Origin of the sequence: Chromobacterium sp. Rain0013 (genome assembly GCF_015291765.1) — a bacterium.
Lineage (GTDB): Bacteria > Pseudomonadota > Gammaproteobacteria > Burkholderiales > Chromobacteriaceae > Chromobacterium > Chromobacterium haemolyticum.
On sequence record NZ_CP031514.1, the window covers coordinates 1159928 to 1185586 of the forward strand.

A 25659-nucleotide genomic window follows, 5' to 3' on the forward strand; every position below is an offset into this window, starting at 1 on the left:
AAAAGCCGGCTAAAATTCGATTTAGTTTCAAATAAATTTTGATAATCATGGTCCGTTTCGAAGATTTGCAGGTATTCGTCCGTGCCGCGGACAACGGCAGCCTGTCCGCCGCGGCGCGTCAGCTGGACCTGAGCCCGGCGGTGGCCAGCGCGGCGCTGAAGCGGCTGGAAAAAACCGTGGGTGCGCAATTGCTGGCGCGTTCCACCCGCAGCCTGCGGCTGACGCTGGCCGGAGAGCGCTATCTGGCCCATGCGCGCGCGGCGTTGGAGGCGGTGGAAGCCGGCGGCCAGGCGCTGGCCTTGCAGCGGCAGGCGCTGAGCGGGGAATTGTCGCTGTCCATGCCGTCGGACCTGGGGCGCAGCCGGCTGCGCGGCTGGCTGGACGCCTTCCTTGAGCGGCACGCCGGCTTGCGCCTGCAATTGCGGATCAGCGACAGGGTGGCGGATTTGTATCGGCAGCCGGTGGACGTGGCCTTGCGCTACGGCGTGCCGGAGGATTCCAGCCTGGTGGCCTTGCCGCTGGCGCCGGACAACCGCCGGGTGTTGTGCGCATCGCCGGACTATCTGGCGCGCCACGGCCGGCCGCAGTCGCCGCAGGAACTACGCCGCCATCAATGCCTGCGCTTGGTGTTGGGCACTGCGCTGCACGAGCGTTGGAGTTTCAGCCAGGGCCAACAGCGGGAGCTGGTGACGGTGGACGGCCGTCGCCAGAGCGACGACGGCGAAGTGGTGAGGCGTTGGGCGCTGGAGGGTTTGGGGATTGCCTATAAATCGCGGCTGGACGCGCTGGACGACTTGCGCGCCGGCCGTCTGCTGCCTTTGCTGGAGGACTGGCAGACCGAGGCCGCGCCGCTGTGCTTGGTGATTCCGCATCGCCTGATGCTGTCGCCGGCGGTGGTGGCGCTGCGCGAGCATTTGCAAGCTTGCTTGCAGGATTACCTGGCTGCGCCTTGAGCGTTGGTTTTCGGTGGGGGAGTGTGGTGGGTATCGCCTGTCGGCTCCCTCATCCTACAAACTATCCTGCGATAGCGCGGGGGGCGCCGTCTTCTTCCTGCCCGCTGGACGGAACCGGTCCTAAAGCGTCCATTCAACAGAATAATCATCGCGATAGGCGTCAGGCTCACAACCTCATCCCCACCCGACCTCAGCCCCCGGCCGTGCGCGCCTGCCAAGCCGGATCGCTGGCGAACCGCTCCACCAGAAAATCCAGCATCGCCCGCAAAGTGGCCGGCATCTGCCGGCGCGAAGCGTAAATACCGTAAATGCCCAATTCCTGCGGCTGATACTCCGGCAACAAAGCCACCAACTGACCGCTGGCGATTAGCGGCGCGGCGGAATACAAGGGTTGCAAGGCGATGCCCGCGCCGGCCGCGGTGGCGGACAACAACACCATGGACTCATTGGCGCTCAGATTGCCGCTGACCGGCACCGCCAACTGCTCGCCGTGACGCTGAAAGCGCCACAGGCTCTTGCCAAAGTAGGAGTAAGTCAGACAGTTGTGCAGCGACAAATCCTCCAACCGCTTGGGCGCGCCGTGGGCGGCCAGGTAGGCGGGAGAGGCGCAGATCACCGACGCGCAACTGGCCAGCGGCCGGGCGATCAGACTGGGGTCCAGCGCGTTGGTGATGCGGATGGCCAGGTCGATTCTTTCTTCCACCAGATTGACCGCGCGGTTGCTGATCTGCAAATCAATGGCGGTTTGCGGAAAGCGGCGCAGAAACTCGGTCACCGCCGCCGCCAGCGCGTCCTGCGCCAGCGACTGCGCGCAACTGATGCGCAGCAGCCCCTGCGGCTGGCCAGGGTCCGCGCTGTTGGCCGCCGGCATCTGACCGGCGATTTCCAGCATCTGCCGGCAACGCGCCAGCGTCTCCTCGCCGGCCGGGGTCAGGCTTAGCCGCCGCGTGGTGCGGTGCAGGAGGCGGGTGCCGGCCCATTCCTCCATCTCCGCCAGATAGCGGGTGATCATCGCCCGCGACATGTCCAGAGTCTCCGCCGCGGCCACCAGGCTGCCGCGTTCGGTAATGGTCACAAACACTTGCGCGGCGGTGATCCTATCCATGATTCGCTCGATTTATGCAACTAACCATTGCTTATTATCCGGTTTTTGATTCGAAAATAGCAATCTATGATTCACATCAGGCTTGCTACCAAGCCGACCGATCTCAAATTCACCAAATGGAAACCATCATGATCCAACACCGCATTTCCGGCAGCTTTGTAGCAGGCGCCCTGTTGATGTCCGCCGCCTTCGCCCAAGCCGACGCTTTGAAAGTCGATGTCTACAACCCCGGCGCCAAGAGCCTGTTCCCGGTGTCCTCGGAACTGGTCACCGGCAAGAGCGAGGCTGTGCTGATCGACGCTCAGTTCCAGCGCAACGATGCCGAGGCCCTGGTAGCCAAGGTCAAGGCCAGCGGCAAGAAGCTGACCACGGTGTTCATCTCCCATCCGGACCCGGACTTCTACTTTGGTCTGGACGTGATCAAAGCCGCCTTCCCGGACGCCAAGGTGCTGGCCACCGCGTCCACCATCGAGGCGATCAAGGCTTCCAAGGACGGCAAGATGGCTTACTGGGGCCCGATCCTGAAGGACAACGCGCCCAAGACCGTGATCGTGCCGGAGCCCATCCAGGGCGACACCCTGAAAGTGGACGGCCAGAAGTTGCAAGTGATGGGTCTGAAAGGCCCGACTCCGGACCGCACCTATATCTGGGCGCCGTCGATCAAGACCGCAATGGGCGGCGTGCTGACCTACGGCAATATGCATGTCTGGACCGCGGACACCCAAACTCCGAAAGACCGCGCGGACTGGCAGAAGTCGTTGAAGAACCTGCAGGCGTTGAAGCCCAAGGTCGTGGTGCCGGGCCATTTCCTGAACAATGCGCCGCACACCCTGGCTTCGGTGAAGTTCACCAGCGACTACCTGAAAACGCTGGAAGCGGAACTGCCCAAGGCCAAGAACTCGGCCGAACTGGTGACGGCGATGAAGCAGCGCTATCCGAAGCTGGAAGGCGTGGCGGATTTGGAGCTGAGCGCCAAGGTGCTCAAGGGCGAGATGAAGTGGCCGCAATAAGGCTCTGAGGGCCGCCAGCGAAAGTCCTGATGCTGCACGGCGCCGACTTGCCGTACTTCATGTACGGTCGGCGTCGGCGCGCCTTGCCTCAGGATTGGTTTGCCGCCCTTCATGCTTTCTACGCCTGAAGATTTGAATGTATGGCCGCCCGCGTTGCGGGCGGCGCAAGAAAGGAAACCGCCATGTCCGGCATTGTTTTGCACACTATTTTTGATCCGCTCTGCGGCTGGTGCTACGGCGCCGCGCCCTTGCTGGAAGCCGCGCGCGGCGTGCCGGGCTTGACGGTGGCGCTGCACGGCGGCGGTATGATGGTGGGCGCCAATCGTCGCCGGGTCAGCCCGGAGTGGCGCCAATTCGTATTGCCGCACGACCGCCGTATAGCCGAAGTCTCGGGCCAGCCTTTCGGCGAAGCTTATTTCGACGGCTTGCTCAAGGATCATGGCGCGGTGATGGATTCCGCGCCGCCCACCACCGCTGTTCTGGCGGCGGAGGAAACGGCCGGCAGCGGCTTGGAACTATTGCATCGCATTCAGCGCGCCCACTTCGTGGAAGGCCGTCGCATCGCGGAATTTCCGGTACTGGCCGAGCTGGCCGCCGACATCGGTCTGGACGCGGACGCTTTCGCCGCGGCTTACCATCGTTTGGAGGGCGCGGCCACCGACGCTCACTTCCAGGAAAGCCGCCGGCTGTTGGCCCAGGCGGGCGGCCAGGGCTTCCCCACGCTGGCGTTGGAGGAAAACGGCCGCTTGACGGTGCTGGATCTGGGCGCCTACCTGGGCCGGCCGGACGCCTGGCGCGCTCGTCTGAGCCAAGCCGCGTCCAGCGCGGCCCCGGCTGCGACGCAGGCGTTGGCCTGCGGCCCGGACAGCTGTGTGTTGCCGCAATGAGGGAAGGGCATGAGCAAACCGATTTTTGGATGGAACAACATGAACGCTAATCAAACCCCGGGCCAGGGCCACCTGAGCAATGTGGACATCGTCCGCGCCACTTACGAAGGCGATTCCGAGGCCAACGGCCGCAATCTCTTGGCCGCGTTGGCGCCGGACGCGGAGTGGACAGAAGCCGCCGGCTTCCCCTATGCCGGCACCTATGTGGGCGCGGAGTCCATCGTCAAGAACGTGCACGAGCGGTTGGGCCGCGAGTGGGAAGGCTACCGCGCGGCGGTGGACAGCTTCTACGACGCAGGGGAACACGTGATCGCCCAAGGCTTCTACCATGGCGTCTACCGTGCCACCGGCAAAGGCTTTGTCGCCTCTTTCGCCCACATCTACACGCTGCGGGACGGCAAGATCGTCAAGTTCGTGCAGATTGTGGACAGCGCCAAGGTGCTGGAAGCGATGCGGGCCTGAGAACCTGTTTACGATCTGCTGCGCGTCGGCGATACGGCGTTGAAACCCGCTTCGAAATGCTCATGTACCACTTGTACATTCCGCTTTCTCAGCGGTTTTCGCCTTGTCTCGCCTTAGCTCGCTAGATCATGAACCGGTTCTGAAAACCGGGTCCGCCAATAAAAAACCGCCAGCCGGCAACGGTTGGCGGTTTTTTTTGCGTAGAGCAGGCGCTCAGGGGCTGATGGCGAAGAACACGAAGGACGCGAAGATCACCAGATGGACGATGCCCTGCAAAATGGTGGTGCGGCCCACGGCCAGCGACATCGAGCTGACCAGCAGGGTCAGTACCAGGAAGATGGTTTCCTTGTTTTCCAGGCCCAGGATCAGCGGTTCGCCCATCACCACGAAGATCAGCGCCACGGTGGGGATGGTCAGGCCGATGGAGGCCAGCGCCGAACCCAGGGCCAGGTTGAGGCTGGTCTGCACCCGGTCCGCGCGCGCGGCGTTGGCGGCGGCCAGGCCTTCCGGCAGCAGCACCAGCGCGGCGATGATGATGCCCACCACGGCGGCAGGCGCGCCGGCCGCTTCCACAAAGCCTTCGATCGACGGCGACAGCAGCTTGGCCAGGCTGACCACGCCCACCAGGCAAACCAGCAGCAGTGCCAGGCTGATCAAGGTCACTTTGACGGACGGCGGCGGCGCGTGTTCGTCCTCGCTATGGCTGCCTTCCAGCAAGAAGTAGTCGCGGTGGCGTATGGTTTGCACAAAGACGAAGGCGCCGTACAGCACCAGGGACACCACGCCGGTGAAAGCCAGTTGCGAGGAGGATAGCAGCGGACCGGGCTCGCTGGTGCCGTAGTTGGGCAAGACCAGCGCCAGCACCGAAATGGCGGCCAATACCGTCAGCGCCACCTTGGCGCCGCTGAGCTGGAAGTTCTGTTCGCGATGGCGCAGGCCGCCCAGCAGCAGGCAGATGCCGACGATGCCGTTGCAGGTGATCATGATGGCGGAAAAGATGGTGTCGCGCGCCAGCGCCAGCTTGCTTTCTCCGCCGGCCAGCATGAAGGAGACAATCAGGGCGACTTCGATCACGGTGACCGCCAGCGCCAGGATCAGCGTGCCGTAAGGCTCGCCCACCTTGTGCGCCACCACTTCGGCGTGGTGGACGGCGGCGAAGACGGTGCCGGCCAACAGCACCGCCAGCAGGGCGATGAACAGCGAGGAGGCGGCAAAGGTGGGTGCGGCCACGATTGCGGCCCAGGCGACAAGCGGGGCGGCGACGGTCCAGTGGGGAATGGTTTTCAGAGACATTGTTTTCCTTGTTATTGACGGGTTGGAGTCAAGCCGCGGCGCGGGCGCCAACAGACGGGTGCTATCACTATACGAATCGGCCTGCGTTCTCGCGACCCCAACGTAACACGGGGCGCGTGGGCGGCCGGGAACCGGCCGGGGCTCGGGAGCAAAGGGGTGCGGCGCTTGCGCGCGAAGGATATAGACAATGGCAATTGGAAGCGGTTCGCCAATGCCTAAAAAAAATGGCCGGATTTCCGGCCATTGGTTGAGAACGGTGGCGATCAGGCTGCGGTTGCCAGGTTCTCTTGACGTTTCAGGCGCTGGAAGGCGCCCCACAAGGCCAGCGCGGCCGCCGTGCCCAGCAGCAGGTTGACCAGCGGCATCGCCAGCCAGACGCCGTCCAGCTTCAGCCACAGCGGCAACAGCCACAAGGCGGGCAGCAGCAGTATGGTTTTGCCTATGGTCAGCAGCAAGGCCGCCCGCGTCAGCGCCATCGCTTGCAGGGCGATGATGCCGATGATCACCAGGCCGTCGAAAGGCATGGCCAGCAAGTGCAGGCGCAACGCGTGGCTGCCGGCGGCGATCAGCGCCAGGTCTTCGCTGTTGTACATCCGCACGATCAGCGTGGGGAAGAGCTGTACCGCCGCCAACGCCGTCAGACCCAGCAGCATGGTGACGCGCAATCCGTAGCGCAGCGCTTCGCGGGTGCGTTCCGGGCGGCCGGCGCCGGTGGAGTGGCTGAGCAAGGGCTGCAGGCCCACCGCCAGCCCGTGCACCACCAGGGTGAACAGCGCTTCGCTGTAGCCGGCGGTGGCGTAGGCCGCCACGCTGAGGTCCGTGCCCCAGCGCAGCAGCTGGAAGTTGTGGGCGAACATCAGCAAGGCCAGGTTGAACTCCATCAACAGGCTGGACAGGCCCAGCGCCAGGACGGGGCCGCAACAGCGCCAATCCAGCCGCCAGTTCGCCAGCCGCAGGCGCAGCCGCGCGTGGCGGGTGAAAAAATAGCCTAGGCCGGCCAGCATTACGACGGATTCGGACAGCAAGGTAGCCTGGGCCGAGCCGGCCAGGCCCAGCTTGAGCACGCCGACGAACAGGTAGTTGAAGACCACGTTGAGCAGTGAGCCTATCACCATCAACAGCGTGGCCAGCCGCGGGCGGCCGTCGTTGCGCAGCAGATAGGTGGCCACCATTTGGCCCATGGTGAACAGCGCGCCGCCCAGCATCCATTGCAGATAGTTGCGCGCCTCCGCCATCACGATAGGCTGCTTGTCGGCTTGCAGCCATTGCAGCAGGGTGTCCAGATATGTGAGGCCCAACAGCGGGATGGCCAGGCTGATCAGGGCCAGCAGCGCCAGCGCCGCCACCAGGGTGGCGCGCGCGCGCTCGTAGTCGCCCCCGCCTTGTAGGATGGCGATGCGGGTGGCCGCGCCCATGCTCAGCATGGCGCCCAGGCCCACTTGCATCATCACCAGCGGATAGGCCAGGGCGATGGCCGCCAAGCCGTGGCTGCCGACGAAGTGGCCGACGAAGATGCCGTCGATGACCACGTAAAGGCCGGTGGCCAGCATGCCGGCGAGGGAGGGAATGGTGTATTGCCAAAACAGTTTGGACACCGGCAACGTGTCCAGGTCGCGGTGGTTTGTTGTTGTGTGTGACATGGTAGTGCCTAAGGAGAGTTTCAAAAGATCGAGGGACGACCGGGCGGCGCGCCTTGCCTGGGCGGGCCGGGTGTTGTCCATTCAATTAATCAATCACGGTTGATTAATTAATTCTTTGAGGTAGCATCTGGGGAAAAGTTCAGAGGCGGATATGGCCAGGAAAACCAAGGAAGAATCGCAAAAGACCCGGGATGCCATCCTGGACGGAGCGGAGCGGGTGTTTCTGCTGCAAGGCGTCGCCAATGCCACCATGGCGCAGATCGCCGACGCGGCCGGCGTGTCGCGCGGCGCGGTCTACGGTCATTACGACAACAAGATGGAAGTGTGCCGGGCAATGGTGGACCGGGTGTTCGAACTGGACGCGCTGCGTTTCCCGGCGGAGCAGGCGTCGGCGGGCGAAACCCTGGTGGCGGTGGGTATGTATTATTTGCGCCAGTTCCACGAGCCTGGCCCGGCGCAACGGGTGACCGAGTTCCTGTATCACAAGTGCGAGCGCAATGAGGAAAACCGAGGCATCCTGCGCCGCCGCGAGCTGATGGACCGCGCCACCATGCATTATGTGCGCCGCCAGTTGAGACGCGCCATCGCTCTGGAAGAGCTGCCGCAGGACATCGAGGTGGGCATCGCGGCCGAGTTCCTGGTGCGTTTGTTCGAAGGCATGTACGGGATGATGGACGGCGGCAAGGCGCCCTTCGCGGCTTGCGAGCGCATTTTGCGCGGGGCTTGGCTGAGTCTGGCAACGGTGCCGGCCTGGAGGGGCCGGGGCTCGCATTCATCCGCATCAATATGAACATTGGGCATTAGGTATGGGTTGCCGCCGCGCGGCCATCTAGACTGGCTCCTCACCCCGGCCGGACCGGGGAACACAGGAGGAGGCCATGCAACAAGATCACAAGCGGGAAAGGCGCGCGCAGCGCTGGTTGGAAACGCGCTCCATCGATTATGTCCCGGCGGAGGAGCGGCGCGGCAAAGCCTGGCACCAGGCGCCGTTCTGGTTTGCCGGCAATTTCGTGCTGACCACCATGATGGTCGGCTTCGCCGGGCCACTGCTGGGCCTGGGCGTCGGTTGGTCGATTCTTGCCATTGCGCTGGGCGTGGGTTTGGGCACCTTTTTGATGGCCTGCCACGCCAACCAGGGGCCACGCCTGGGTTTGCCGCAGATGATTCAGTCGCGCGCCCAGTTTGGCCGCCGCGGCGCCGTTCTGCCGTTCATGGCGGCGGTCTTTGTTTATATCGGTTTTAATGTGTTCGACGTGATCCTGGCGGCCGATGCCATCGCCGTGGTGTTTGAAGCGCCGCGGCCGGCGAGCTATGCGGTCTTGATCGCTGCGGCGGGCATTGTGTCCATCGTAGGCCACGATCTGCTGCATGTGGTGCAGCGCTGGCTGACCTGCGTGTTGATTCTGATATTCGGTGCGCTGAGCATTGCCCTATGTGTCAGGCTGGCTGCCGCCGGTGGCGTGGAGATGGGTGTTTTCGCCTGGTCGGCCTGGTTGGCGCAGATGTCGGCGGCGGCCGGCTATCAGCTTAGCTACTCGGTGTATGTGTCGGATTATTCTCGTTATTTGCCCGAGGAGACGCCGGCCGCGCGGCTGATCGCTTGGACTTGGCTGGGCGCAGCCGGTTCGGCCTTGTGGCTGATGTCGTTGGGCGCGGTGCTAGCGGGGGAGCTGGCGCCGTCGAATGTCATAGAGGGCCTGAGACAATTGGGCGAGGCGCTGGCTCCGGGGTTTGGCGTTTTAGCCGTGCTGATTGCCGCGCCAGCCTTGGTGGGCATCATGGCGGTGAACTTCTACGGCGCCATGCTGACCGGGCTCAGCGCATTGGACGCGATGCGGCCTGTGCCGCGTGGGCTGATTTTCCGCGTGGGCGGAATAACGGTTTCCGCCGTGGTGGTGTGGTTGTCGGCGCTGGGCCTGTCGGCGGATTACCTGGCCAGCTTCAATGTCTTTGTGTCGTTGATGCTTTATCTGCTGGTACCCTGGAGCGCGGTCAATCTGGTGGATTTCTATTGGGTGCGACGCGGGCGCTATGCGATCCGCGACATCTGTCTAGCCGACGGCGTTTATGGGCAATGGTCGCGCCCTGGTCTGTTGTCCTATCTTGGCGGTCTGCTGGCCATGTTGCCCTTTGTGGTGCTGGGGGCCTATGCCGGGCCGGCGGCGAGGGCTTTGGGCGGTGTGGATCTGTCATGGGTGGTGGGGCTGCTGGTGTCCGGCGGCGCTTATTGGATGTTGAGCCGCCAAGAGGCGGCCCAAGCGGCATGGGAGCGGTGAGATGAACAAGATCAAAGTAGCTTGTTGCCAGGTGGCACCGGTATTTGGGGATGTCGATGGCAATCTGGCGCGCGCCGAGCGGGCGCTGGAGTCGGCGGCGGCGCTAGGCGCGCAAGTGGCGGTCTTGCCGGAACTGGCCAATACCGGCTATGTATTCGCCAGCCGCGAGGAGGCGCAGGGCTTGGCCGAGGGGGTTGATGGCCGCAGCGTGTCAGCCTGGGCGGGGTTAGCGCGGCGGTTGGGCATGGTGGTGGCGGCGGGTTTTTGCGAAGCCGGCGCCAATGGCGGTCTGTACAACAGCGCGGTCTTGTTGGGGCCGGATGGCGAACAGGCCTGGTATCGCAAGGCTCATCTGTGGGATGCCGAAAAGCTGATCTTCGATTTGGGCGACCAGCCACCGCCGGTGTTGGATACGCGGTTTGGTCGGCTGGCTCTGATGATCTGCTATGACTTGGAGGTGCCGGAGTGGGTGCGTTTGCCGGCCTTGGCCGGCGCTGAATTATTGTGCGCGCCGGTGAATTGGCCCGTGTTGCCGCATCCGCCGGCGGAGCGGCAGGCCGAGCGTTTCAAGGCTCAGGCCAACGCGGCGTTCAACCGCTTGCCGATCGCGGTGTGCGACCGCCATGGCCGCGAGCGCGGCGTGGACTGGAGCGGCGCTTCGCTGATCGTCGACGCCAACGGCTATCCGCAGGCGCTGGCCGAGACGGGGTTGAAGTCGGACCAGTTATTGCTGGCGGAGCTGGACCTGGCGGCCAGCCGGGACAAGTTCATCAGTCAGCGCAATCATGTGCTTGATGACCGGCGGCCCGGATTGTACCGGGCGCCGCAAGATGAGGACCGCCGGGCGGTGTCCGCAGGCGCAATTGGCGCGGGCTGAGGCCGAACATCTGCCGGCACAGCCGGGTTAGCGCGCTTTGATCGGAAAAGCCGCAGCTTGCGGCGATGTCGGCCAGCGGCCGGCCGCTGTGCTGGATGGCGTGACAGGCGGCTTCCATTCGTGTGAGGCGGATGAACTCGCCTACGCTGGCCTGAAACACCCGCTTCATGCGCCGGTCCATCTGGCCGACGCTGAGACCGGACAGATCGCACAATTCCTCCAGGTGCAAGGGTCGGTCGTAATGGGTCTGGATATGGTCGACGCAGGCGGCGAAGCGTTCGTCCAGCAGCTTCTCGCGGGTGAGCTCGGTCAGGTCCTTGGAAATGCAGACCAGTCCGATCAAGCGTCCGTCAGGATCGTGCAGCGATTGTTTGTTGGTCAGACACCAGCCGGGCGCACGATCATGGTAGACGGTGAGGTCCAGCCGGTTGCGCACCGGCCGCTGCTCCGAGAAGACTTGCAGATCCTGGTTGCGGTAGCGGTTGGCCATGGCGCTGGGAAACAACTCGTGCGCGGTCAATCCTTCCGCCTGCCATTTGTTGCGCAGCGCGCAACGTCCCACGCAACCCTCGCTCAAGGCCAGGTAGCGGCTGTCCAGGTCTTTGACCGCGAACACCACATCGGGCAACTGATCGAACAAGACGGCCATCGCCTGCATGGCGTTCAGGTCGCTGACGATGTAGGGGCGTTGCGGCGGCATGGGCATGGCGGGCGGCCTTATAAGCGGTTTACGGTGTGTTGCGCTCCAAAGAAACAGCCAGCCGCCGACGGCGGACCGGGCTATCTAATCTTAATGTCATTCATTAATCATTTTTTGAAAACAAAGTGCATTAATTCAACCCATTTTGCAAGTCCGCCGCGGACGGGCCGCGGCGGCTTGGGTTGACGTTGCTAGCGCGAGGCTTTTAACCGCTCGCTAATCGTAGCTGGCGCTGACCGTGACGTTGGCGAAAGGTTGACGCGCCTGCAGCGTCAGGTAGTACCAGCGGCCGGCCTGCGGCGCGGCGATGGCCACGCTCTCCTCGTTGCCTGACCCGGCGGATGCGTAGTCGTAATTGCCGGGGGTGGGGTAGCGGTCCAGCGCTACGTAGAGATCGACGTCCCCGCTGCCGCCGCTGGTCCACAGCTTGAGGTTGCGCGCGCCGGCCGGCAGCATGATGGTGGCGTAGGCCGCGCCGGAGGCGGAGGCTGAGAGGCCGCTGATGGAGCAGTTCTTGCCCAGGTAGCTGGGAGAGGCTTCCTTGCACGGCGGCAGCCCCGTGTCGGGCGGCAGCGGCGGCTGGCCGGAGGTGGTGGCGCTTTGCGCCCAACTGGCGAACTCTGCGTCGTAGCGGGCGCCTATCTGCTGGATCTGGTTGCGATAGCCGTTGTAATCGCCGCTGCGGAAGCGGGCGAGGAAGCCGTCCACATCGCCGCGGTGGCGCTCCATCATGAAGCGGGTGGCCATATAGCCCCAGCGGTAGGCGCGGGTGACGTAGTCCGTCATGTCGTAGGTGTTGCCGAATATCTGGCTCAGCGTGTAAGTGCCGCTGCGGGCGGCGTCAATGGCCGGCTGGTTGCCGTTGCCCAGCGACAGGTATTCGGCCAGCCCTTCTATCCACCATACCGTGGGCAGGCGGGTGCTGGCGCTGAAATCGCCGTACATGTCGAAGCGGCCGTCCAGGTAGTGGATGTATTCGTGTTCCAGGTTCCAGACCTTGAAGGTTGGGCGCAGCCAAGAGGCTTCGTGAGCGATGAAGCGCGCTTGGTTGCCGGCCGCGGCCGGGTCGCCTTCCAGATACATGCCGCCGTTGTCGGTGCTGATGCCGTAGATGATGGAGGCGTACTTGGCGTAGTTGTTGTAATCGTCGAACACCACTACTTCCAGCGAGGTGTTGTTGTCGTTGGCCACCGGCTGTTTGCGGGTTTGCAGCATCTGGTGGAAGTAAGACTCCTCTTTTTGCAGCAGCGCGCAGGAGGACTGCAGCTGGTCCAGGGTCATTTCCTGGGAGCGGATGCGGATACTGGCGCTGCAGGTGTAGCGATTGACCAGGATGGCGTCGGCGAGCCGGGTTTCGAAGTCGCAGGTGCCGTAATCGGCGCAGCTGGCGGCGTCGTAATACTTCACCGCCTCGGCGGCGGCCAGCCACAGCTCGTTGTCGTTGCCGGTCATGCTGCTGCCGGAGAGAATGGCCTGGACCTGAGGTTTGATCGCGGGCTTCAGCGCCGGGTATTGCATGAAGCGCAGCCCTTCGCGGGTGGCGTCGCCCAGCTGGAAGGCGCTTTCGGTGCCGAGCAGGGCGCTCTTGTTGGCCAGGGCGAAGCGGGTCAGCGCCGCCGAGTAGCTGCCGTCGTTCTGCAACAGCGGCGCGGCATTGGCGCGGCCGTGGGCGTAGAAGAACACCGTCAGCGCGCCGGTGAAGCCCTGGCTGGCGGTGGTTTCGCGCAGGGCCTGGGCGGCGTTGGGCTGGCTGGCGCTATTGGTGTAGCGCTGCACGATGGCGCGCATGCTGGGCAGATAGTAAGCCTCGTCCGCCATATTGGTGATCAGCTTCATCACCTCGCCGGCGGTCGTGGAGGCCTGGGCGTTGGCGGAGAACAGCGTGTTGCCGTCGGCCAGTTGCTTGATGCCGGGGCGCAGCACGGAGAGCAGATTGGGGTCCAGCGCCGGCAGGGCGCCGCCGCTGGCCAGGTAATAGCCGGCGCGCAGATAGAGGGTGAGGTTGACCAGAGTCATCGAGCCGGCGTTGTACGCCGCGGCTTCTTGGGCGAAGCGTCCGGCGACGGCGTTGAGGTTGGCCGCGCTGTAGAGCGTGGCGGCCAGTTTGCTGTCCACCGAGAACAGGCCGTAGGCGCAGGTGTAGTCGGGTAGGCCGGCCAGGTAGTTGGCCAGCGCCGCGCCGCTGTAGCCGGCCATCGCTTTCACGTCCGGGCATTGCACAACTGCGGCGCGGCGGATCAGCTTGCTTTTGGGCTTGCCGATCACGGTGCGGTCGTCCGGCAAGCGGTAGCGGGATTGCGCGTCGCTTGGCGGACGCTGTTGCCATTGCCGCGGCGGCGGCGCTTGTTTCGGCCGGGCCTGAGCCTGATGAGGGGCTTTTTGCAGCTTGGGCGCGGCCAACGCCGGCTGCGCCAGCAAGGCGGCGGCCAGGCTTAGGCTCAGCGCGGCGAGAGGAATGATCTGCATGGCTTGTCTCCGTGTGTCAGGGCGTGTCCCTGATGGCGAGATCATGCCAATGGCACAGCGGGCTTTCTTGGCGCGCTTGAGCGTCCGCGCGCGCAGATTTGCCAAATCCGCTGCCGGCACGGGGCAGCAGGCTAAGAGCCTGTTCAAAGTCTGGCGAGCCAGGGCGAGACAAAGCGAAAACGAGCTAAAAAGCGGAATGGCCGAGTGGTACATGAGCATTTTGGGCTTGTGCTCACCGTGCAATGCTTCATGACGCGCGGCAAATCGTAAACACGCTCTAAAGGGTTTTCGCTAGGCGGTGATTGACGTGGGCGGCGCGAGGCTATATCATGCGCGTCTCTCTGGAGGGGTTCCCGAGCGGTCAAAGGGATCAGACTGTAAATCTGACGGCTCTGCCTTCGAAGGTTCGAATCCTTCTCCCTCCACCAGATTCAACAAAAAAGCCAGGCGTTGCCTGGCTTTTTTGCGTTCCATCGTCTCACAGACCAAGGTGGCGGGCGTGGAAACGCAGCTGTTCCTCAATCAGGCTGGCGACGAAGTAATAGCTGTGGTCGTACTCGGCGTGGCGGTGCAGCTCCAGCGGGTAGCCGCAGTCCCGCGCCGCCCGTTCCAGCGCCTCCGGTTGCAACTGCACGTCCAGAAAGCTGTCGGCTAGGCCAATGTCCACGCGCAGCGGCAGTTGTCGCTGCGCGTGTTTGAGCAACAGGCTGGCGTCCCAAGCCTCCCAGGCGGCGTGGTCTTCGCCCAAGTAGGCGGCGAAGGCCTTCTGGCCCCAAGGCGCGTTGACCGGATGGCAGATCGGGCTGAACGCCGATGCCGAGACATAGTCCTGCGGCCGCTTCAGCGCGCAGATCAGCGCGCCGTGACCTCCCATCGAGTGGCCGGCCACCGCGCGCTGCTCGGTGACGGGGAAGTTGGCTTCGATCAGCGCCGGCAGTTCCCGGCTGACGTAGTCGTACATCCGGTAGTGACGGTCCCACGGCGCCTGGGTGGCGTTCAGGTAGAAGCCGGCGCCCTGGCCCAGGTCGAAAGCCTCGTCGTCCGCCGCTTCCGCGCCGCGCGGGCTGGTGTCCGGCGCGACGATGGCCAGTCCCAGTTCTGCGGCGACGCGTTGAGCGCCGGCTTTTTGCATGAAGTTCTCATCGGTGCAGGTCAGGCCGGACAGCCAGTACAGCACCGGCACGCGCCGGTTGGCCCCGGCTTGCGGCGGCAGGTAGACGGCGAAGCGCATCCGACAGCCCAGCGTCTCCGAATCGTGCAGATACTGCCGGTGCCAGCCGCCAAACGATTTGTTGGCGCTGATGTTTTCCAGGTTCACGCGCGTCTCCGGCTCAGTAGTGGATCACGGAACGAATGCTCTTGCCCTCGTGCATCAAGTCGAAGGCTTCGTTGACACGCTCCAGCGGCATGGTGTGGGTGATGAAGTCGTCCAGACGGAATTCGCCCTTCAGATAACGCTCCACATAGTCCGGCAGTTCGCTGCGGCCGCGCACGCCGCCAAAGGCGGAGCCGCGCCATACTCGGCCAGTGACCAGCTGGAACGGGCGAGTGGAGATTTCCTGCCCGGCCCCGGCCACGCCGATGATCACCGATTCGCCCCAGCCTTTGTGGCAGCATTCCAGCGCCGCGCGCATCACCTTGACGTTGCCTATGCATTCGAAGGAGAAATCAACGCCGCCGTCGGTCATCTCCACGATCACGTCTTGGATGGGCTTGTCGAAATCATTGGGGTTGACGCAATCACTGGCGCCCAGCTTCTTCGCCAGTTCGAACTTGCTCTCATTGATGTCGATGCCGATGATGCGGCCGGCGCCGGCCATGCGCGCGCCGATGATGGCGGACAGGCCGATGCCGCCCAAACCGAAGATGGCCACGCTGTCGCCTGCCTTGACCTTGGCTGTGTTGATCACGGCGCCCATGCCGGTGGTGACGCCGCAGCCCAGCAGGCACACTTCTTCCAGCGGCGCGGCCGGATTGACCTTGGCCAGAGAGATTTCCGGCAGCACTGTGTATTCGGCGAAGGTGGAGGTGCCCATATAGTGGTAGATGGGCTTGCCGTCTTTGGAGAAACGGGTGCTGCCGTCCGGCATCAGGCCCTTGCCCTGGGTGGCGCGGATTTTCTGGCACAGATTGGTTTTGCCGGACAGACAGAATTTGCACTCGCGGCATTCCGGGGTGTAGAGGGGAATCACGTGGTCGCCCACCGCCACGCTGCTGACGCCGGGGCCGACGGATTCTACGATGCCGCCGCCTTCATGGCCCAGGATGCAGGGAAACACGCCTTCCGGGTCTTCGCCGGACAGGGTGAAGGCGTCAGTGTGGCACACGCCGGTAGCCACCATTTTCACCCGCACCTCGCCAGCGCGAGGCGGCTGCACTTCCACTTCTTCAATGCTCAGCGGCTGACCGGCGGCCCAGGCCACGGCGGCCTTGCACTTGATGATGTCCTGGCTCATGAGCCCTCCTTGGTGTTGGATCGACGCCGTTGGCGGTTTTTGGCCATCGGCGGCAAAAGTTCAATTGTATTTCTCGTGTTTGAATAGATAATCGTGGCAATTGGTAAATGATTTTTTCCGAGGTGGAATAATGTTGGGTTGGGAAGGCATTTGCGAATTCGTCAGCGTGGCGGAACAGGGCAGTTTCACCAAGGCGGCGCAGGCGTTGGGGATTTCCGTCGCTCAGGTCAGCCGTCAGGTCACGCAGCTGGAGCAGCGGCTGGGCGCCAAATTGCTGTATCGAACCACCCGCCATCAGGCGCTGACCGAGATCGGCGCGTTGTATCTGCGCCACTGTCGGCAGTTATTGGATTCGCTGGCGGAGGCGGAGCAGGCGATTTCGCGTTATCAGGCGCAGCCGCAGGGCAAGCTCAAACTCACCGCGCCGCTGGCTTATGGCGAAAGCCATATCGCGCCGTTGTTGACTCGATTTCTACAACGCCACCCGCAGCTGGAGGCCAGCCTGAACCTGTCCAACCAAGTGCTGGATCTGGTGCAGGACGGTTACGATCTGGCGATCCGCATCGGCCATTTGAGCGATTCCACGCTGATAGCGCGAAGGCTGGCTTCGCGTCGCCATCATGTCTGCGCCGCGCCGGCCTATCTGGAGCGCTGCGGCACGCCCTTGGAGCCGGCGGACCTGGAGCGTCACAACTGCCTGTCTTTGGGGGGCGAGCACTGGCATCTGCTGGAAGGCGGCCGCAGGCGGCAGGTGAGGATCAAGGGCAGCTTGCGTTGCAACAGCGGCCACGCCTTGGCGCACGCGGCGCGCTTTGGCCTGGGGTTGGCGCAATTGCCGGATTATTACGTCGCCCGCTTTTTGAGCAGCGGAGAGCTGATCGAGGTGCTGGCCGACTACCGTGAGCCGGAAGAGGGCATCTGGGCCTTGACGCCGCACAACCGCCAGCTGTCGCCCAAGGTCCGGCTGCTGATGGACTTCCTGGCGGACTCCCTGACCGACGATCCGCTGGCCTTGCCGGAATAGCAGGCCGCTTTCGCGGTTGCCAAGCCCGGACGTAGTGGCAATAATCGCGCATTCGATTTTTGGCGGGAGCGTGGAAATGTTGGCGATTGGCGAATGCAGGGTGGAGCGCTTGGTGGTGCACCGGGTGGGCAACGCCGCGCGCGGCGAGGGCGCGCGCTTGTCCGAACGGACCAGCTCCGTGGACGAGGAAGTGTCCTCCTTGTTGTTGGGCGGCTATTTGAAGAACATCGTGTCGGACAAGCGCCAGCATCAGTTTTTCCACGAGTCCGATCTTAATCTGAACGAGATTTACCACTATACCCGCCAGTTTTTCCGCGGAGAGCTGGACTTCCTGGCGGTGTCCCAGCGCATCGCCAAGCATCTGTACGCGCGTTCGCAGCACCCCAACATCAATGCCGGCGACCTGCTGGTGATCTTGTTTTCCGGCCTCAACGACGGAGACCGCGAGCTGCGCGCGCTAGGGGTGTTCAAATCCGAGATCCGCGATGATTTCCTCACCGTGGTGGAGTCCGGCGACGTATTCGACATCAGCCACGCGTCCGGTATCAACCCGCGCTTGATCGACAAGGGCGCGTTGATTTTGGAGCATGGCCCCACGGTGTACGCGGTGGACCGGCTCAGCCGCGAGGCCAAGTTCTGGCTGGACGATTTTCTGAAAGCCATGCGGGTGCCGGACAAGGCATCCAGCAGCAAAATGATGGCCAGCGTGGTGGAGCAGTTGTCGGAGGAGATAGAGGACCCGCTGCAACAGGCGCGCTTCAAGGACGAGTTCCTCAACCTGGTGAGCAGCGAGGAAGACGTGTCGGCCAAGCAACTGGCCAGCGCCGCTGAAAAGTTCGTCCCGCGCGAACAGGTGGATCAAGCCATGGGCTCCGCCGCGGAATCTTATGGTTTCGCGCTGGACGAGGAGGCTAAATTGCCGGCCAAGGGGATGGCGCGGCAGTTGGAAAAAACCTTGTCCAAGTACGGCGTCGGCCACGGCATCAGCGTGCTGCTGCCCAGCGGCATAACCTTGAAGAATATCCAGTCGCAAAATGACGGCGAAGGCGAATTGACCCTGACCCTGCGTCTCAACAAACGCGGCTGATCGCCAGCCGCGCTTGTGTCTTGCCGCGCCGGTAGCGTGACCGGCGCGAAATCTTTTGTCGTGTTTCCGCATCAAGCAGGGGGCGGGCTTATCGCCTTGCCCTGCTTAGAACCGGTTCACGATCTGCTGCGCTGCGGCGATACGGCGTTAAAAACAAGCTCAAAATGCTCATGTACCCCTTGTACATTCCGCTTTTTCGCTCGTTTTCGCCTTGTCTCGCTCTTGCTCGCGAGATCGTGAACAGCTTAGGCTTGCAGCGCCAGCGTGCCGCTGCGGCCGGGAATCTCTCCCATCACCACGCGGCCGGCGGGCAGCGCGGCCGTGTCCAGGCTGCTGAACAGCTCGATGCAGCTGCACAACTGATAACCCTGGGCTTTCCAGCCCACCAGCAGGTGCTCAAAGGTATAGCCCAGGCGCAAGCCTTCCAGTTCGGCGTGCAGCGTGTACACATGGCCGGTGGCCGGGGCTTCTTCCGTCAGCGCCAGGATGTGGTGATGAACATTGTCGGCGGTAAGTCCGTCCAGGCCAATCAGCTCGTCCAGCGTAGGCAGCGTGGTGGGCAATTGCGGCACGCCCAGCGGCTGGCCGGCGGCGTCCACCGGCTGGAACGGGTGAGTGCCGCGGCCGTCGGACGCATACAGCATGCCTAGCTCGCGTTCATAGGCCAGCGCCGCGTCGTTGATCTGCCAGCCGGCAGCGCCGTGGGTGCGCGCCGGTTCGCCGAAGATCTGTTCGAAGCGTTCGGCCGCCTTGCGCATTTCGGCGCGGGTCCAGGCGGCGTCCTTGCCGGCGACATAGTCCTGCCACTTGATGTGGTCCCAAGTGTGGATGCCGACTTCGAAGCCCTGCGCGCGCACTTCGCGCATTAGCTCGGCTTCGCGCTTGCCGATGTCAGGGCCGGGCAGCACGGTGCCGTACAGCAGGGTGCGGATGCCGTAGTGTTCCACCACCGAGGTGCGCGACACCTTGGACAGGAAGCCGGGGCGGAACACCCGTTTGATCGCGCGGCCGGTATGGTCCGGGCCCAGGCTGAACAAGAAGGTGGCCTTGGCGTGGTGCTGCTGCAGCATGTGCATCAGCCGCGGCACGCCGTCGCGGGTGCCGCGCCAGGTGTCGACGTCGATTTTAAGAGCGAGTTTTCTCATGAAGGATCTCTGGAGCCGGCGCCAGGCCGTGGATCTTGGGCCGGCGCCGGGAACCGCTTACTGGGACAGGTCGCGGCTGGCGGCCACTTGGTCGCGGTAGTAGTCGTAGATGCCGCGCAGCGCGTCGGCCATGGTCACGCTCGGTTTCCAGTCCAGGTCCGTCATGGTGTTGTCGATCTTGGGCACGCGGTTCTGCACGTCCTGATAGCCCTTGCCGTAGTAAGCGCCGGACGTGGTTTCCTCGATCTTCACCTTGTCGGCGTTCAGTTGGTATTCCGGGTAGACGCGGGCCAGGTCCAGCATCATCGAGGACAGTTCGCGGATGGAATAGTTGTTGGCCGGGTTGCCGATGTTGTAGATCTGGCCGGAGGCCTTGCCGTCTTTGTTCTCGATGATCTTCATCAGCGCGCTGATGCCGTCGTCCACATAGGTGAAGGCGCGTTTTTGATGGCCGCCGTCCACCAGCTTGATGGTCTCGCCGCGCACGATGTGGCCCAGGAACTGGGTGATCACGCGGCTGGAGCCTTCTTTCGGGGTATTGATGTTGTCCAGTCCGCCGCCGATCCAGTTGAACGGACGGAACAGCGTGTAGTTCAGGCCTTCTTGCATGCCGTAGGCGTGGATCACGCGGTCCATCAGCTGCTTGGAGCAGGAGTAGATCCAGCGCGGCTTGTTGATCGGGCCGCAGATCAACTCGGAGTTCTCCGGATCGAACTCTTCGTCATGGCACATGCCGTAGACTTCCGAGGTGGACGGGAACACCAGGTGTTTCTTGTACTGCACGCACTGGCGCACGATGGGCAGGTTGGCTTCGAAGTCCAGCTCGAACACGCGCAGCGGGTTGTTCACATAGGTGGACGGAGTGGCAATGGCCACCAGCGGCAGCACCACGTCGCATTTCTTCACGTGGTACTCGATCCACTCCTTGTTGATGGTGATATCGCCTTCGAAGAAGTGGAAGCGCGGGTGGTCTTTCCATTCGGCCACGCGGTCATCGTGCATGTCCATGCCGTAGATGTGCCAGTCGGTGGTTTCGATGATGCGTTTGGTCAGGTGGTGGCCAATAAAGCCGTTGACGCCGAGGATCAGTACTTTTTTCATTGAGATTTCCTTCATCGTCCCCTGGAGGGGGACTGTGATTTGCATGTGTATTCCGTGAGTGCGCCGCTTCAGGCCAGCGTCAGCGTCTGTGTTGTCGTCGGATCCAGCGCCGCGCCGTCCAGCGTGGCGGATAGTACCTTCAAGCGGCCGCCGTCCACGGCGTCCAGCCACAGCGCGCCGTTTTCTGAGTGTAGCCGGGCGGTTTGCAATTGCTGACCGTGGCCGCCTGCGCGCAGGGTTTTCCAGATCACCAGCCGGCCGCCGTCGATGTCGGCGAAGGCGCCCGGGAACGGATGGGTCAGCGCGCGCACGAAGTTGTGCAGATCGGCGGCGCCGGCTTGCGGGTCAATGCGGCCGTCCTCCGGTTTGCGGCCGCCGAAATAGCCGCCTTGGCTCAAATCCTGTTGGCGGAATTCGGCCTTGCCGGCAAGCAGCGCCGGCAGGCTGCGGGCCAGCACCATTTCCGCGGCCACGGTGACCTTGGCGAACACTTCGTCGGCATTATCATCCGGCAAGATGGGCACCGCCATCTGATCGACGAGGGGGCCGTTGTCCGGCTTGACGTTCATCACGTGCAGGGTGGCGCCGGTTTTGGTTTCGCCGTGAATGATGGCCCAGTTGATCGGCACCCGGCCGCGGTATTTGGGCAGCAGCGAGCCATGCATATTGAAGGCGCCGCGCGACGGGCATTCCAGCAGCGGGGCTTTGAGCATGTGACGGTAATAGAAAGAGAACAGGAAGTCCGGCCGCGCCGCTTGCACTTGGGCCAGCACTTCCGGCGTATTCGGGTCGTCCGGGGTGATCACCGGTATGCCGTAGTCGCGGGCCACCTGCTCCACGCTGGCGAACCAGATGTTTTCATTGGGGTTGTCACGGTGGGTGACCACCAGCGCCACATCCACGCCGCCGCCGATCAGCGCTCTCAGGCAGCGCACGCCGACATTGTGATAAGCGAAGACCACGGCTTTCATGGTTTGTCCTTTTGCTCCAGCACCGCGCCGATCACATAGCGCGGTCTATCCCGCACTTCTTGGTAGATGCGGCCGATGTATTCGCCGAGCAGGCCGATGCCGAACAGCGCGATGCCGATCAGCAGGAAGGCGATGGCGAACAGAGTGAACAATCCGCCCACTTCCGGGCCGACGATGAAGCGCCGCAGCACCAGGTAGACCACCAGCACGCCGGAGCCGGCGGAGACCAGCATGCCCAGCAGCGAGAACAGCTGCAGCGGCACGATGGAGAAACCGGTCATCAGGTCGAAGTTCAGGCGGATCAGGCTGTACAGCGAGTACTTGGATTCGCCGGCGAAGCGCTCTTCATGGCCGACGGTGACTTCGGTCGGGTTCTGCGCAAACTGATAGGCCAGCGCCGGGATGAAGGTGTGCAGCTCGTTGCACTGATTGATGGTGTCGATGATGCGGCGGCTGTAGGCGCGCATCATGCAACCCTGATCGGTCATCTTGATGCGGGTCAGTTTCTCGCGCAGGCGGTTCATCGCGCGGCTGGCCAGGTGGCGCCACAGGCTGTCGTTGCGCTGGCGGCGGATGGAGCCGACGTAGTCGTGGCCCTTGTCCATTTCAGCCAGCAGCAGCTTGATGTCCTCCGGCGGGTTTTGCAGGTCGGCGTCCAGCGTCACCACCCGATCGCCGCGGCTGTATTCGAAGCCGGCCAGAATGGCGCGGTGCTGGCCGAAGTTGCCGTTGAACAGCACCACTCGGGTCACGTCCGGCCGCAGGTCGAACTGCGCGGCGAGCATGGCCGGGCTTTTATCGCGGCTGCCGTCGTTGACGAAGACGATTTCATAACGCACGCCCAGCGCGTCCAGCGCGGGGTAGAGGCGGTCGAACAGCGCCGGCAGCACGTCCTGCTCGTTGTATACCGGGATGACGACGGAAAGATCGATTACGCTTTTCATAGATGTTTTATACGCTCAGCACGGGCTTCAGCACGCCGCTCACGGCGGCGCACACGCGTTCCACGTCCTCGTCGGCCATGGCCGGGAACAGCGGCAGGGTGACGGTGCGGCGGCCGATGTCTTCCGCCACCGGGAAATCTCCCGGCTGGAAGCCCATCTCGCGGAACAAGGTGAACAAATGCATGGCGGGGTAGTGCACGCCCACGCCTATGCCCAGGTCTTTCATCCGGGCGATGAATTCGCCGCGGTCCATGCTCATTCGGTCCAGCGGCAACAGCGGCTGGAACATATGCCAATTGCTCTGGGCCATGTCCTCTAGCGGCAGTTCGCAGCCCAGCTGGCGGTCGAAATGGCGGAAATACAGCGCCGCCAGCTCGCGGCGGCGGGCGTTGAACCTCTCCAGCCGCGGCAACTGGCCCAGGCCGATGGCGGCGGCGATATCGGTCATATTGGCCTTGCCGCCCAGCACGTCCACGTCCATGCCGCCGTCGGCGTGGCGGGTCACGCCCTGTAGCCGAAGCTTCTCGAACAGACGGGCTTCGTCCTCGTCGTTCAGCACCAGGCAGCCGCCTTCGCCGCTGGTCATGTTCTTGTTGGCGTGGAAGCTGAAGGACACCAAATCGCCAAAGCTGCCGATGCGGCGGCCACGCCAGTTGGCGCCCATGGACTGGGCGGCGTCCTCGATCACGCGCAGACGGTGGCGCTTGGCGATGTCGTAGAGGCGGTCGCGGTCCACCGGCAGGCCGGCCAGGTCCACCGGGATGATGGCGCGGGTGCGCGGGGTGATCGCCGCTTCCGCCTGGTTCAGGTCGATGTTGCGGCTGGCGCGGTCGGCGTCGACGAATACTGGTTTGGCGCCCACTTTCAGAATCACGTTGGCGGTGGCCACCCAGCTCAGCGGGCAGGTAATCACCTCGTCGCCGGGGCCGACGCCGGCCACTTGCAAGGCCATTTCCAGCGCGGCGGTGGCGGATGCCACCACCCGTACCGGACGGCCGCCGACATGGGCGGACAGCTCGGCTTCCAGTTGACGGGATTTGGGACCGGTGGTGATCCAGCCGGAACGCAGCACCTCGCCGACGGCGGCGATGGTGGCTTCGTCGATGTCCGGGCGGGTGAAGGGCAGGAAATCCATTTGAGCCTTTCTGCTTAGCTGCGGGCGACCAGCACCACGCCGATGATGATGACGCCGATGCCGATCAGTTTCTGAGCGCTCAGCGCTTCGCCGAACAGCCAATAGGCCAGCAGCGCGTTGACCACGTAGCCGATGGACAGCATAGGGTAAGCGATGCTGACCTCCACTCGCGACAGCGCCATGATCCATACCACCACGCTGACGACATAGCAGGACAGGCCCCCGACGATGGGCAGATTGGTGGCCAGCGACCAGCCTATCGGCAGTACGTTGGAGGCGGAAAAGTCAAAGTGGCCGATCTGGCGCACGCCGGCCTTCAAGCATAGCTGGGCGGCGGCGTTGAGCAGCACGCCGAGCAGAATCAGGCCGAATTCGATCAACTTCATAGTAGAGCGGGTCCAAAGGTTGGCTGTTTCACGGCTTGGCCACCACCAGGCGGCGCGGATCTTGGTAGACCACCCGCATCGGCAAGCCCTGGGCTTGCAGTTCCTGATAGGTGGCGGGGTCGGTCATCGCCAGCGCGCGCGGGGCGGCGTTCCAGGCGGCGACGAATTGTTCCAGTCGCGGCATCCAGCGCTGCGGCTCCTGGCTCTCGCCGAATTCAAACTCATCGACAAACTGCACCAGGGTGACCGGGCGGCCCAGATAGAACGGGAAAGTCTGGTCGTAATAACGGACCGAGAACACCGGCGTGTCCGCATTGAGATAAGGCTGGATCTGGCGGACGATTTCCTTGCTGCCCTTCAGCCGGCCATAGCTGTCGTGGCCGGCGGCGGCGACGCTGACGGCCAGCAAGCTGCCGAAAGCCAGCCAGCACAGAGCGGCCAGCTTGCGTTCGCGGCCCAGCAAGCGCCGGGCGACGGCGGCGCAGACCAGGAACAGCAAGGCGGCGGCGGCGACGAAATGGGCGAAGCCGTGCAGCACATCAAGCGGGATGTCCTCGGACGCGAAACGATCAACAAAGGGGTAGAGCGCAAGCGCGGCCAGCCACAGCAGCAGCGTCGGCAGCAGGTGCTTCTTCAGCGCGGCGGAGGGCATGCGCTGCAGCGTGGGCGCCAGCAGCAGGGCCAACGCCGGGAACATCGGGAGGATGTAGGACGGCAGCTTGGAACTGGATTTGCTGAAGAAGGCGAAGATGAAGACCGACCAGATCAGCAGCAGGCGGCCGACGCGCAGCCGCGCGCCCGGTTCGCGCCAGCCGTCGCGGCACAGCGCCGGCAGCAGGCTGGTCCAGGGCAGCAGGCCCAGCAGCAGATAGGGAACGAAATACCACGGCGCGCCGGTGCGTTTGTGTTCGGTGGTGAGGAAGCGCTCCAGGTGCTCGCGGATGAAGAAGAAGTGAGCGAAGTCCGGGTTGCGCTGGGACACCAGGATGAACCAGGGCGCGGTCAGCAGCAGGAACAAGGCCAGGCCGCTCAGCCAGTGCATGCGTTTCCAGAAGCCCCATTGCCAATTGAGCAGGCTGTACAGCACCAGCGTGGCGCCGGGGATCAACAGGCCGATCAAGCCCTTGCTCAGCGTGGCGGCGGCCATCGCCGCCCAGGTGACCCACATCCAGTGACGGGTCGCGCGCGCGTCGGCGCTGTCGTGTTGCGCCAGCAGGAAGCCGCACAGCGCCACGGTGAGAAAGAAGCTCACCCCCATGTCCAGCGAAAGGAAATGGCTATTGGCGACAATCCAGGCGCAGCTGCCGGCGGTCAGCGCCGCGTAGCGCCCGGCGTCTACGCCCCAGAGCCGGCGCGCGGTGAAACCGCACATCGCTACGGACAGAAAGCCGGTCAGGCCCGGCCAGAAGCGGGCGGCGAACTCGTTGACGCCGAAGGCGGCGAAGCTCAGCGCGCCCATCCAGTATTGCAGCGCCGGTTTTTCGAAGTAGAGCAGGCCGTTCAGCCGCGGCGTGATCCAGTCGCCGCTGTGCAGCATGAACAGCGACAGCGTCGCGTAGCGGCCTTCGTCGGCGTGAATCAGCCCGCGGTAGCCGAGGGAGCCGAACCAGACGACGGCGAACAGCAGCCACAGCGCCGGCTCCTGCCAGGGGCGGGCGGCGCGGCTGGAGAGCCCAGCCGAAAAATGGGGTTGATTCATGCGGAACGGATGGTCATGGGATTGTTATGGGCAGCTGCGCAA

General features: G+C 63.7%; 23 protein-coding genes and 1 tRNA gene. 10 read left to right on the forward strand and 14 right to left on the reverse strand.

Features of this window, described 5'->3' with window-relative positions:
* Positions 1–47: 47 nt before the first annotated feature.
* Positions 48–953, forward strand: coding sequence for a LysR family transcriptional regulator (locus tag DXT74_RS05490; protein WP_081554520.1), 906 nt, complete (start codon positions 48–50; stop codon positions 951–953).
* A gap of 190 nt (positions 954–1143) precedes the next feature.
* On the opposite strand, the gene DXT74_RS05495 is transcribed toward DXT74_RS05490, so the two are convergent.
* Positions 1144–2058: a LysR family transcriptional regulator gene (locus DXT74_RS05495; protein ID WP_043589705.1), complete on the reverse strand. Its 915-nt coding sequence runs from the start codon at positions 2056–2058 to the stop codon at positions 1144–1146.
* Positions 2059–2186: 128 nt separating this feature from the next.
* Between DXT74_RS05495 and DXT74_RS05500 the strand changes: the two genes are divergently transcribed.
* From DXT74_RS05500 to DXT74_RS05510, 3 genes are all read left to right on the forward strand, one after another.
* Complete coding sequence (locus DXT74_RS05500; protein ID WP_043635428.1) at positions 2187–3068, forward strand: MBL fold metallo-hydrolase; 882 nt, start codon at positions 2187–2189, stop codon at positions 3066–3068.
* Positions 3069–3250: 182 nt separating this feature from the next.
* Positions 3251–3955 carry a DsbA family protein gene (locus DXT74_RS05505; protein WP_043635281.1) on the forward strand — a complete coding sequence of 235 codons (705 nt, stop codon included), beginning with the start codon at positions 3251–3253 and terminating at the stop codon, positions 3953–3955.
* A gap of 39 nt (positions 3956–3994) precedes the next feature.
* A complete protein-coding gene (locus tag DXT74_RS05510; protein WP_052370434.1) occupies positions 3995–4417 on the forward strand; it encodes a nuclear transport factor 2 family protein in 423 nt (140 codons plus the stop codon).
* 213 nt (positions 4418–4630) lie between these two features.
* Here DXT74_RS05510 and DXT74_RS05515 read toward each other — a convergent pair whose 3' ends face one another.
* Positions 4631–5710, reverse strand: a complete 1080-nt coding sequence (locus DXT74_RS05515; protein WP_043635276.1) for a calcium:proton antiporter — start codon at positions 5708–5710, stop codon at positions 4631–4633.
* A 263-nt stretch (positions 5711–5973) separates the two neighbouring features.
* Entirely contained in the window at positions 5974–7350 is a 1377-nt protein-coding gene (locus DXT74_RS05520; RefSeq protein ID WP_194427481.1) for an MATE family efflux transporter, read from the reverse strand.
* 151 nt (positions 7351–7501) lie between these two features.
* Here DXT74_RS05520 and DXT74_RS05525 point away from each other — a divergent pair, with 151 nt between their 5' ends.
* The 3 genes from DXT74_RS05525 (at position 7502) to DXT74_RS05535 (ending at position 10503) form a co-directional block, all read left to right on the forward strand.
* Positions 7502–8140 carry a TetR family transcriptional regulator gene (locus DXT74_RS05525; protein ID WP_052370428.1) on the forward strand — a complete coding sequence of 213 codons (639 nt, stop codon included), beginning with the start codon at positions 7502–7504 and terminating at the stop codon, positions 8138–8140.
* An 88-nt stretch (positions 8141–8228) separates the two neighbouring features.
* The gene (locus DXT74_RS05530) at positions 8229–9626 is read left to right on the forward strand and encodes a cytosine permease (protein ID WP_081554522.1); all 1398 of its coding nucleotides are present in this window, start codon (positions 8229–8231) and stop codon (positions 9624–9626) included.
* 1 nt (position 9627) lies between these two features.
* The gene (locus DXT74_RS05535; protein ID WP_194427482.1) at positions 9628–10503 is read left to right on the forward strand and encodes a nitrilase-related carbon-nitrogen hydrolase; all 876 of its coding nucleotides are present in this window, start codon (positions 9628–9630) and stop codon (positions 10501–10503) included.
* Here DXT74_RS05535 and DXT74_RS05540 read toward each other — a convergent pair.
* Both DXT74_RS05540 and DXT74_RS05545 read right to left on the reverse strand, forming a co-directional pair.
* Positions 10397–11209, reverse strand: a complete 813-nt coding sequence (locus tag DXT74_RS05540; protein WP_231138278.1) for an AraC family transcriptional regulator — start codon at positions 11207–11209, stop codon at positions 10397–10399. The two genes, DXT74_RS05535 and DXT74_RS05540, sit on opposite strands and share 107 nt — an antisense overlap.
* 210 nt (positions 11210–11419) lie before the next feature.
* Positions 11420–13669 carry a M9 family metallopeptidase gene (locus DXT74_RS05545; RefSeq protein ID WP_194427483.1) on the reverse strand — a complete coding sequence of 750 codons (2250 nt, stop codon included), beginning with the start codon at positions 13667–13669 and terminating at the stop codon, positions 11420–11422.
* A gap of 343 nt (positions 13670–14012) precedes the next feature.
* On the opposite strand from DXT74_RS05545, the gene DXT74_RS05550 reads away from it, so the two are divergent.
* Positions 14013–14097: transfer RNA gene (locus DXT74_RS05550), tRNA-Tyr, on the forward strand.
* A 50-nt stretch (positions 14098–14147) separates the two neighbouring features.
* Here DXT74_RS05550 and fghA read toward each other — a convergent pair.
* Positions 14148–14981 carry an S-formylglutathione hydrolase gene (fghA, locus tag DXT74_RS05555; protein WP_194428051.1) on the reverse strand — a complete coding sequence of 278 codons (834 nt, stop codon included), beginning with the start codon at positions 14979–14981 and terminating at the stop codon, positions 14148–14150.
* Between the two features lie 19 nt (positions 14982–15000).
* Complete coding sequence (locus DXT74_RS05560; protein ID WP_345919927.1) at positions 15001–16113, reverse strand: S-(hydroxymethyl)glutathione dehydrogenase/class III alcohol dehydrogenase; 1113 nt, start codon at positions 16111–16113, stop codon at positions 15001–15003.
* 142 nt (positions 16114–16255) lie between these two features.
* On the opposite strand from DXT74_RS05560, the gene DXT74_RS05565 reads away from it, so the two are divergent.
* Both DXT74_RS05565 and DXT74_RS05570 read left to right on the forward strand, forming a co-directional pair.
* Complete coding sequence (locus DXT74_RS05565; RefSeq protein WP_194427484.1) at positions 16256–17149, forward strand: LysR substrate-binding domain-containing protein; 894 nt, start codon at positions 16256–16258, stop codon at positions 17147–17149.
* A gap of 76 nt (positions 17150–17225) precedes the next feature.
* Complete coding sequence (locus DXT74_RS05570) at positions 17226–18236, forward strand: nucleoid-associated protein (protein WP_231138279.1); 1011 nt, start codon at positions 17226–17228, stop codon at positions 18234–18236.
* A gap of 245 nt (positions 18237–18481) precedes the next feature.
* Here the strand turns inward: DXT74_RS05570 and DXT74_RS05575 are convergent, their stop codons facing one another.
* The 7 genes from DXT74_RS05575 to DXT74_RS05605 form a co-directional block, all read right to left on the reverse strand.
* On the reverse strand, positions 18482–19381 hold the full coding sequence (locus DXT74_RS05575) for a 4-deoxy-4-formamido-L-arabinose-phosphoundecaprenol deformylase (protein WP_194427485.1): 900 nt from the start codon (positions 19379–19381) through the stop codon (positions 18482–18484).
* A 57-nt stretch (positions 19382–19438) separates the two neighbouring features.
* The gene (locus DXT74_RS05580) at positions 19439–20482 is read right to left on the reverse strand and encodes a bifunctional UDP-4-keto-pentose/UDP-xylose synthase (protein WP_052370425.1); all 1044 of its coding nucleotides are present in this window, start codon (positions 20480–20482) and stop codon (positions 19439–19441) included.
* Between the two features lie 68 nt (positions 20483–20550).
* Entirely contained in the window at positions 20551–21453 is a 903-nt protein-coding gene (locus tag DXT74_RS05585) for a formyltransferase (protein ID WP_194427486.1), read from the reverse strand.
* A complete protein-coding gene (locus DXT74_RS05590; RefSeq protein WP_019102860.1) occupies positions 21450–22397 on the reverse strand; it encodes a glycosyltransferase in 948 nt (315 codons plus the stop codon). Before DXT74_RS05590 ends, DXT74_RS05585 begins: the two co-directional genes overlap by 4 nt.
* A gap of 7 nt (positions 22398–22404) precedes the next feature.
* The gene (locus tag DXT74_RS05595) at positions 22405–23532 is read right to left on the reverse strand and encodes a DegT/DnrJ/EryC1/StrS aminotransferase family protein (protein ID WP_194427487.1); all 1128 of its coding nucleotides are present in this window, start codon (positions 23530–23532) and stop codon (positions 22405–22407) included.
* A 14-nt stretch (positions 23533–23546) separates the two neighbouring features.
* Entirely contained in the window at positions 23547–23918 is a 372-nt protein-coding gene (locus DXT74_RS05600; protein WP_019102862.1) for an SMR family transporter, read from the reverse strand.
* 28 nt (positions 23919–23946) lie between these two features.
* Entirely contained in the window at positions 23947–25617 is a 1671-nt protein-coding gene (locus DXT74_RS05605; protein WP_194427488.1) for a glycosyltransferase family 39 protein, read from the reverse strand.
* Between the last annotated feature and the right edge of the window lie 42 nt (positions 25618–25659).

Excerpts from the sequence above, each read along its gene's own strand:
- DXT74_RS05540 (WP_231138278.1), bottom strand. The coding sequence starts at position 11,209 with ATGCCCATGCCGCCGCAACGCCCCTACATCGTCAGCGACCTGAACGCC.
- DXT74_RS05510 (WP_052370434.1), top strand. The coding sequence starts at position 3,995 with ATGAACGCTAATCAAACCCCGGGCCAGGGCCACCTGAGCAATGTGGAC.
- DXT74_RS05565 (WP_194427484.1), top strand. The coding sequence starts at position 16,256 with ATGTTGGGTTGGGAAGGCATTTGCGAATTCGTCAGCGTGGCGGAACAG.
- DXT74_RS05515 (WP_043635276.1), bottom strand. The coding sequence starts at position 5,710 with ATGTCTCTGAAAACCATTCCCCACTGGACCGTCGCCGCCCCGCTTGTC.
- DXT74_RS05605 (WP_194427488.1), bottom strand. The coding sequence starts at position 25,617 with ATGAATCAACCCCATTTTTCGGCTGGGCTCTCCAGCCGCGCCGCCCGC.
- DXT74_RS05590 (WP_019102860.1), bottom strand. The coding sequence starts at position 22,397 with ATGAAAAGCGTAATCGATCTTTCCGTCGTCATCCCGGTATACAACGAG.
- DXT74_RS05545 (WP_194427483.1), bottom strand. The coding sequence starts at position 13,669 with ATGCAGATCATTCCTCTCGCCGCGCTGAGCCTAAGCCTGGCCGCCGCC.
- DXT74_RS05495 (WP_043589705.1), bottom strand. The coding sequence starts at position 2,058 with ATGGATAGGATCACCGCCGCGCAAGTGTTTGTGACCATTACCGAACGC.
- DXT74_RS05595 (WP_194427487.1), bottom strand. The coding sequence starts at position 23,532 with ATGGATTTCCTGCCCTTCACCCGCCCGGACATCGACGAAGCCACCATC.
- DXT74_RS05600 (WP_019102862.1), bottom strand. The coding sequence starts at position 23,918 with ATGAAGTTGATCGAATTCGGCCTGATTCTGCTCGGCGTGCTGCTCAAC.
- DXT74_RS05570 (WP_231138279.1), top strand. The coding sequence starts at position 17,226 with ATGTTGGCGATTGGCGAATGCAGGGTGGAGCGCTTGGTGGTGCACCGG.
- DXT74_RS05530 (WP_081554522.1), top strand. The coding sequence starts at position 8,229 with ATGCAACAAGATCACAAGCGGGAAAGGCGCGCGCAGCGCTGGTTGGAA.
- DXT74_RS05490 (WP_081554520.1), top strand. The coding sequence starts at position 48 with ATGGTCCGTTTCGAAGATTTGCAGGTATTCGTCCGTGCCGCGGACAAC.
- DXT74_RS05520 (WP_194427481.1), bottom strand. The coding sequence starts at position 7,350 with ATGTCACACACAACAACAAACCACCGCGACCTGGACACGTTGCCGGTG.
- DXT74_RS05575 (WP_194427485.1), bottom strand. The coding sequence starts at position 19,381 with ATGAGAAAACTCGCTCTTAAAATCGACGTCGACACCTGGCGCGGCACC.
- DXT74_RS05535 (WP_194427482.1), top strand. The coding sequence starts at position 9,628 with ATGAACAAGATCAAAGTAGCTTGTTGCCAGGTGGCACCGGTATTTGGG.
- DXT74_RS05505 (WP_043635281.1), top strand. The coding sequence starts at position 3,251 with ATGTCCGGCATTGTTTTGCACACTATTTTTGATCCGCTCTGCGGCTGG.
- DXT74_RS05585 (WP_194427486.1), bottom strand. The coding sequence starts at position 21,453 with ATGAAAGCCGTGGTCTTCGCTTATCACAATGTCGGCGTGCGCTGCCTG.
- DXT74_RS05580 (WP_052370425.1), bottom strand. The coding sequence starts at position 20,482 with ATGAAAAAAGTACTGATCCTCGGCGTCAACGGCTTTATTGGCCACCAC.
- DXT74_RS05525 (WP_052370428.1), top strand. The coding sequence starts at position 7,502 with ATGGCCAGGAAAACCAAGGAAGAATCGCAAAAGACCCGGGATGCCATC.
- DXT74_RS05500 (WP_043635428.1), top strand. The coding sequence starts at position 2,187 with ATGATCCAACACCGCATTTCCGGCAGCTTTGTAGCAGGCGCCCTGTTG.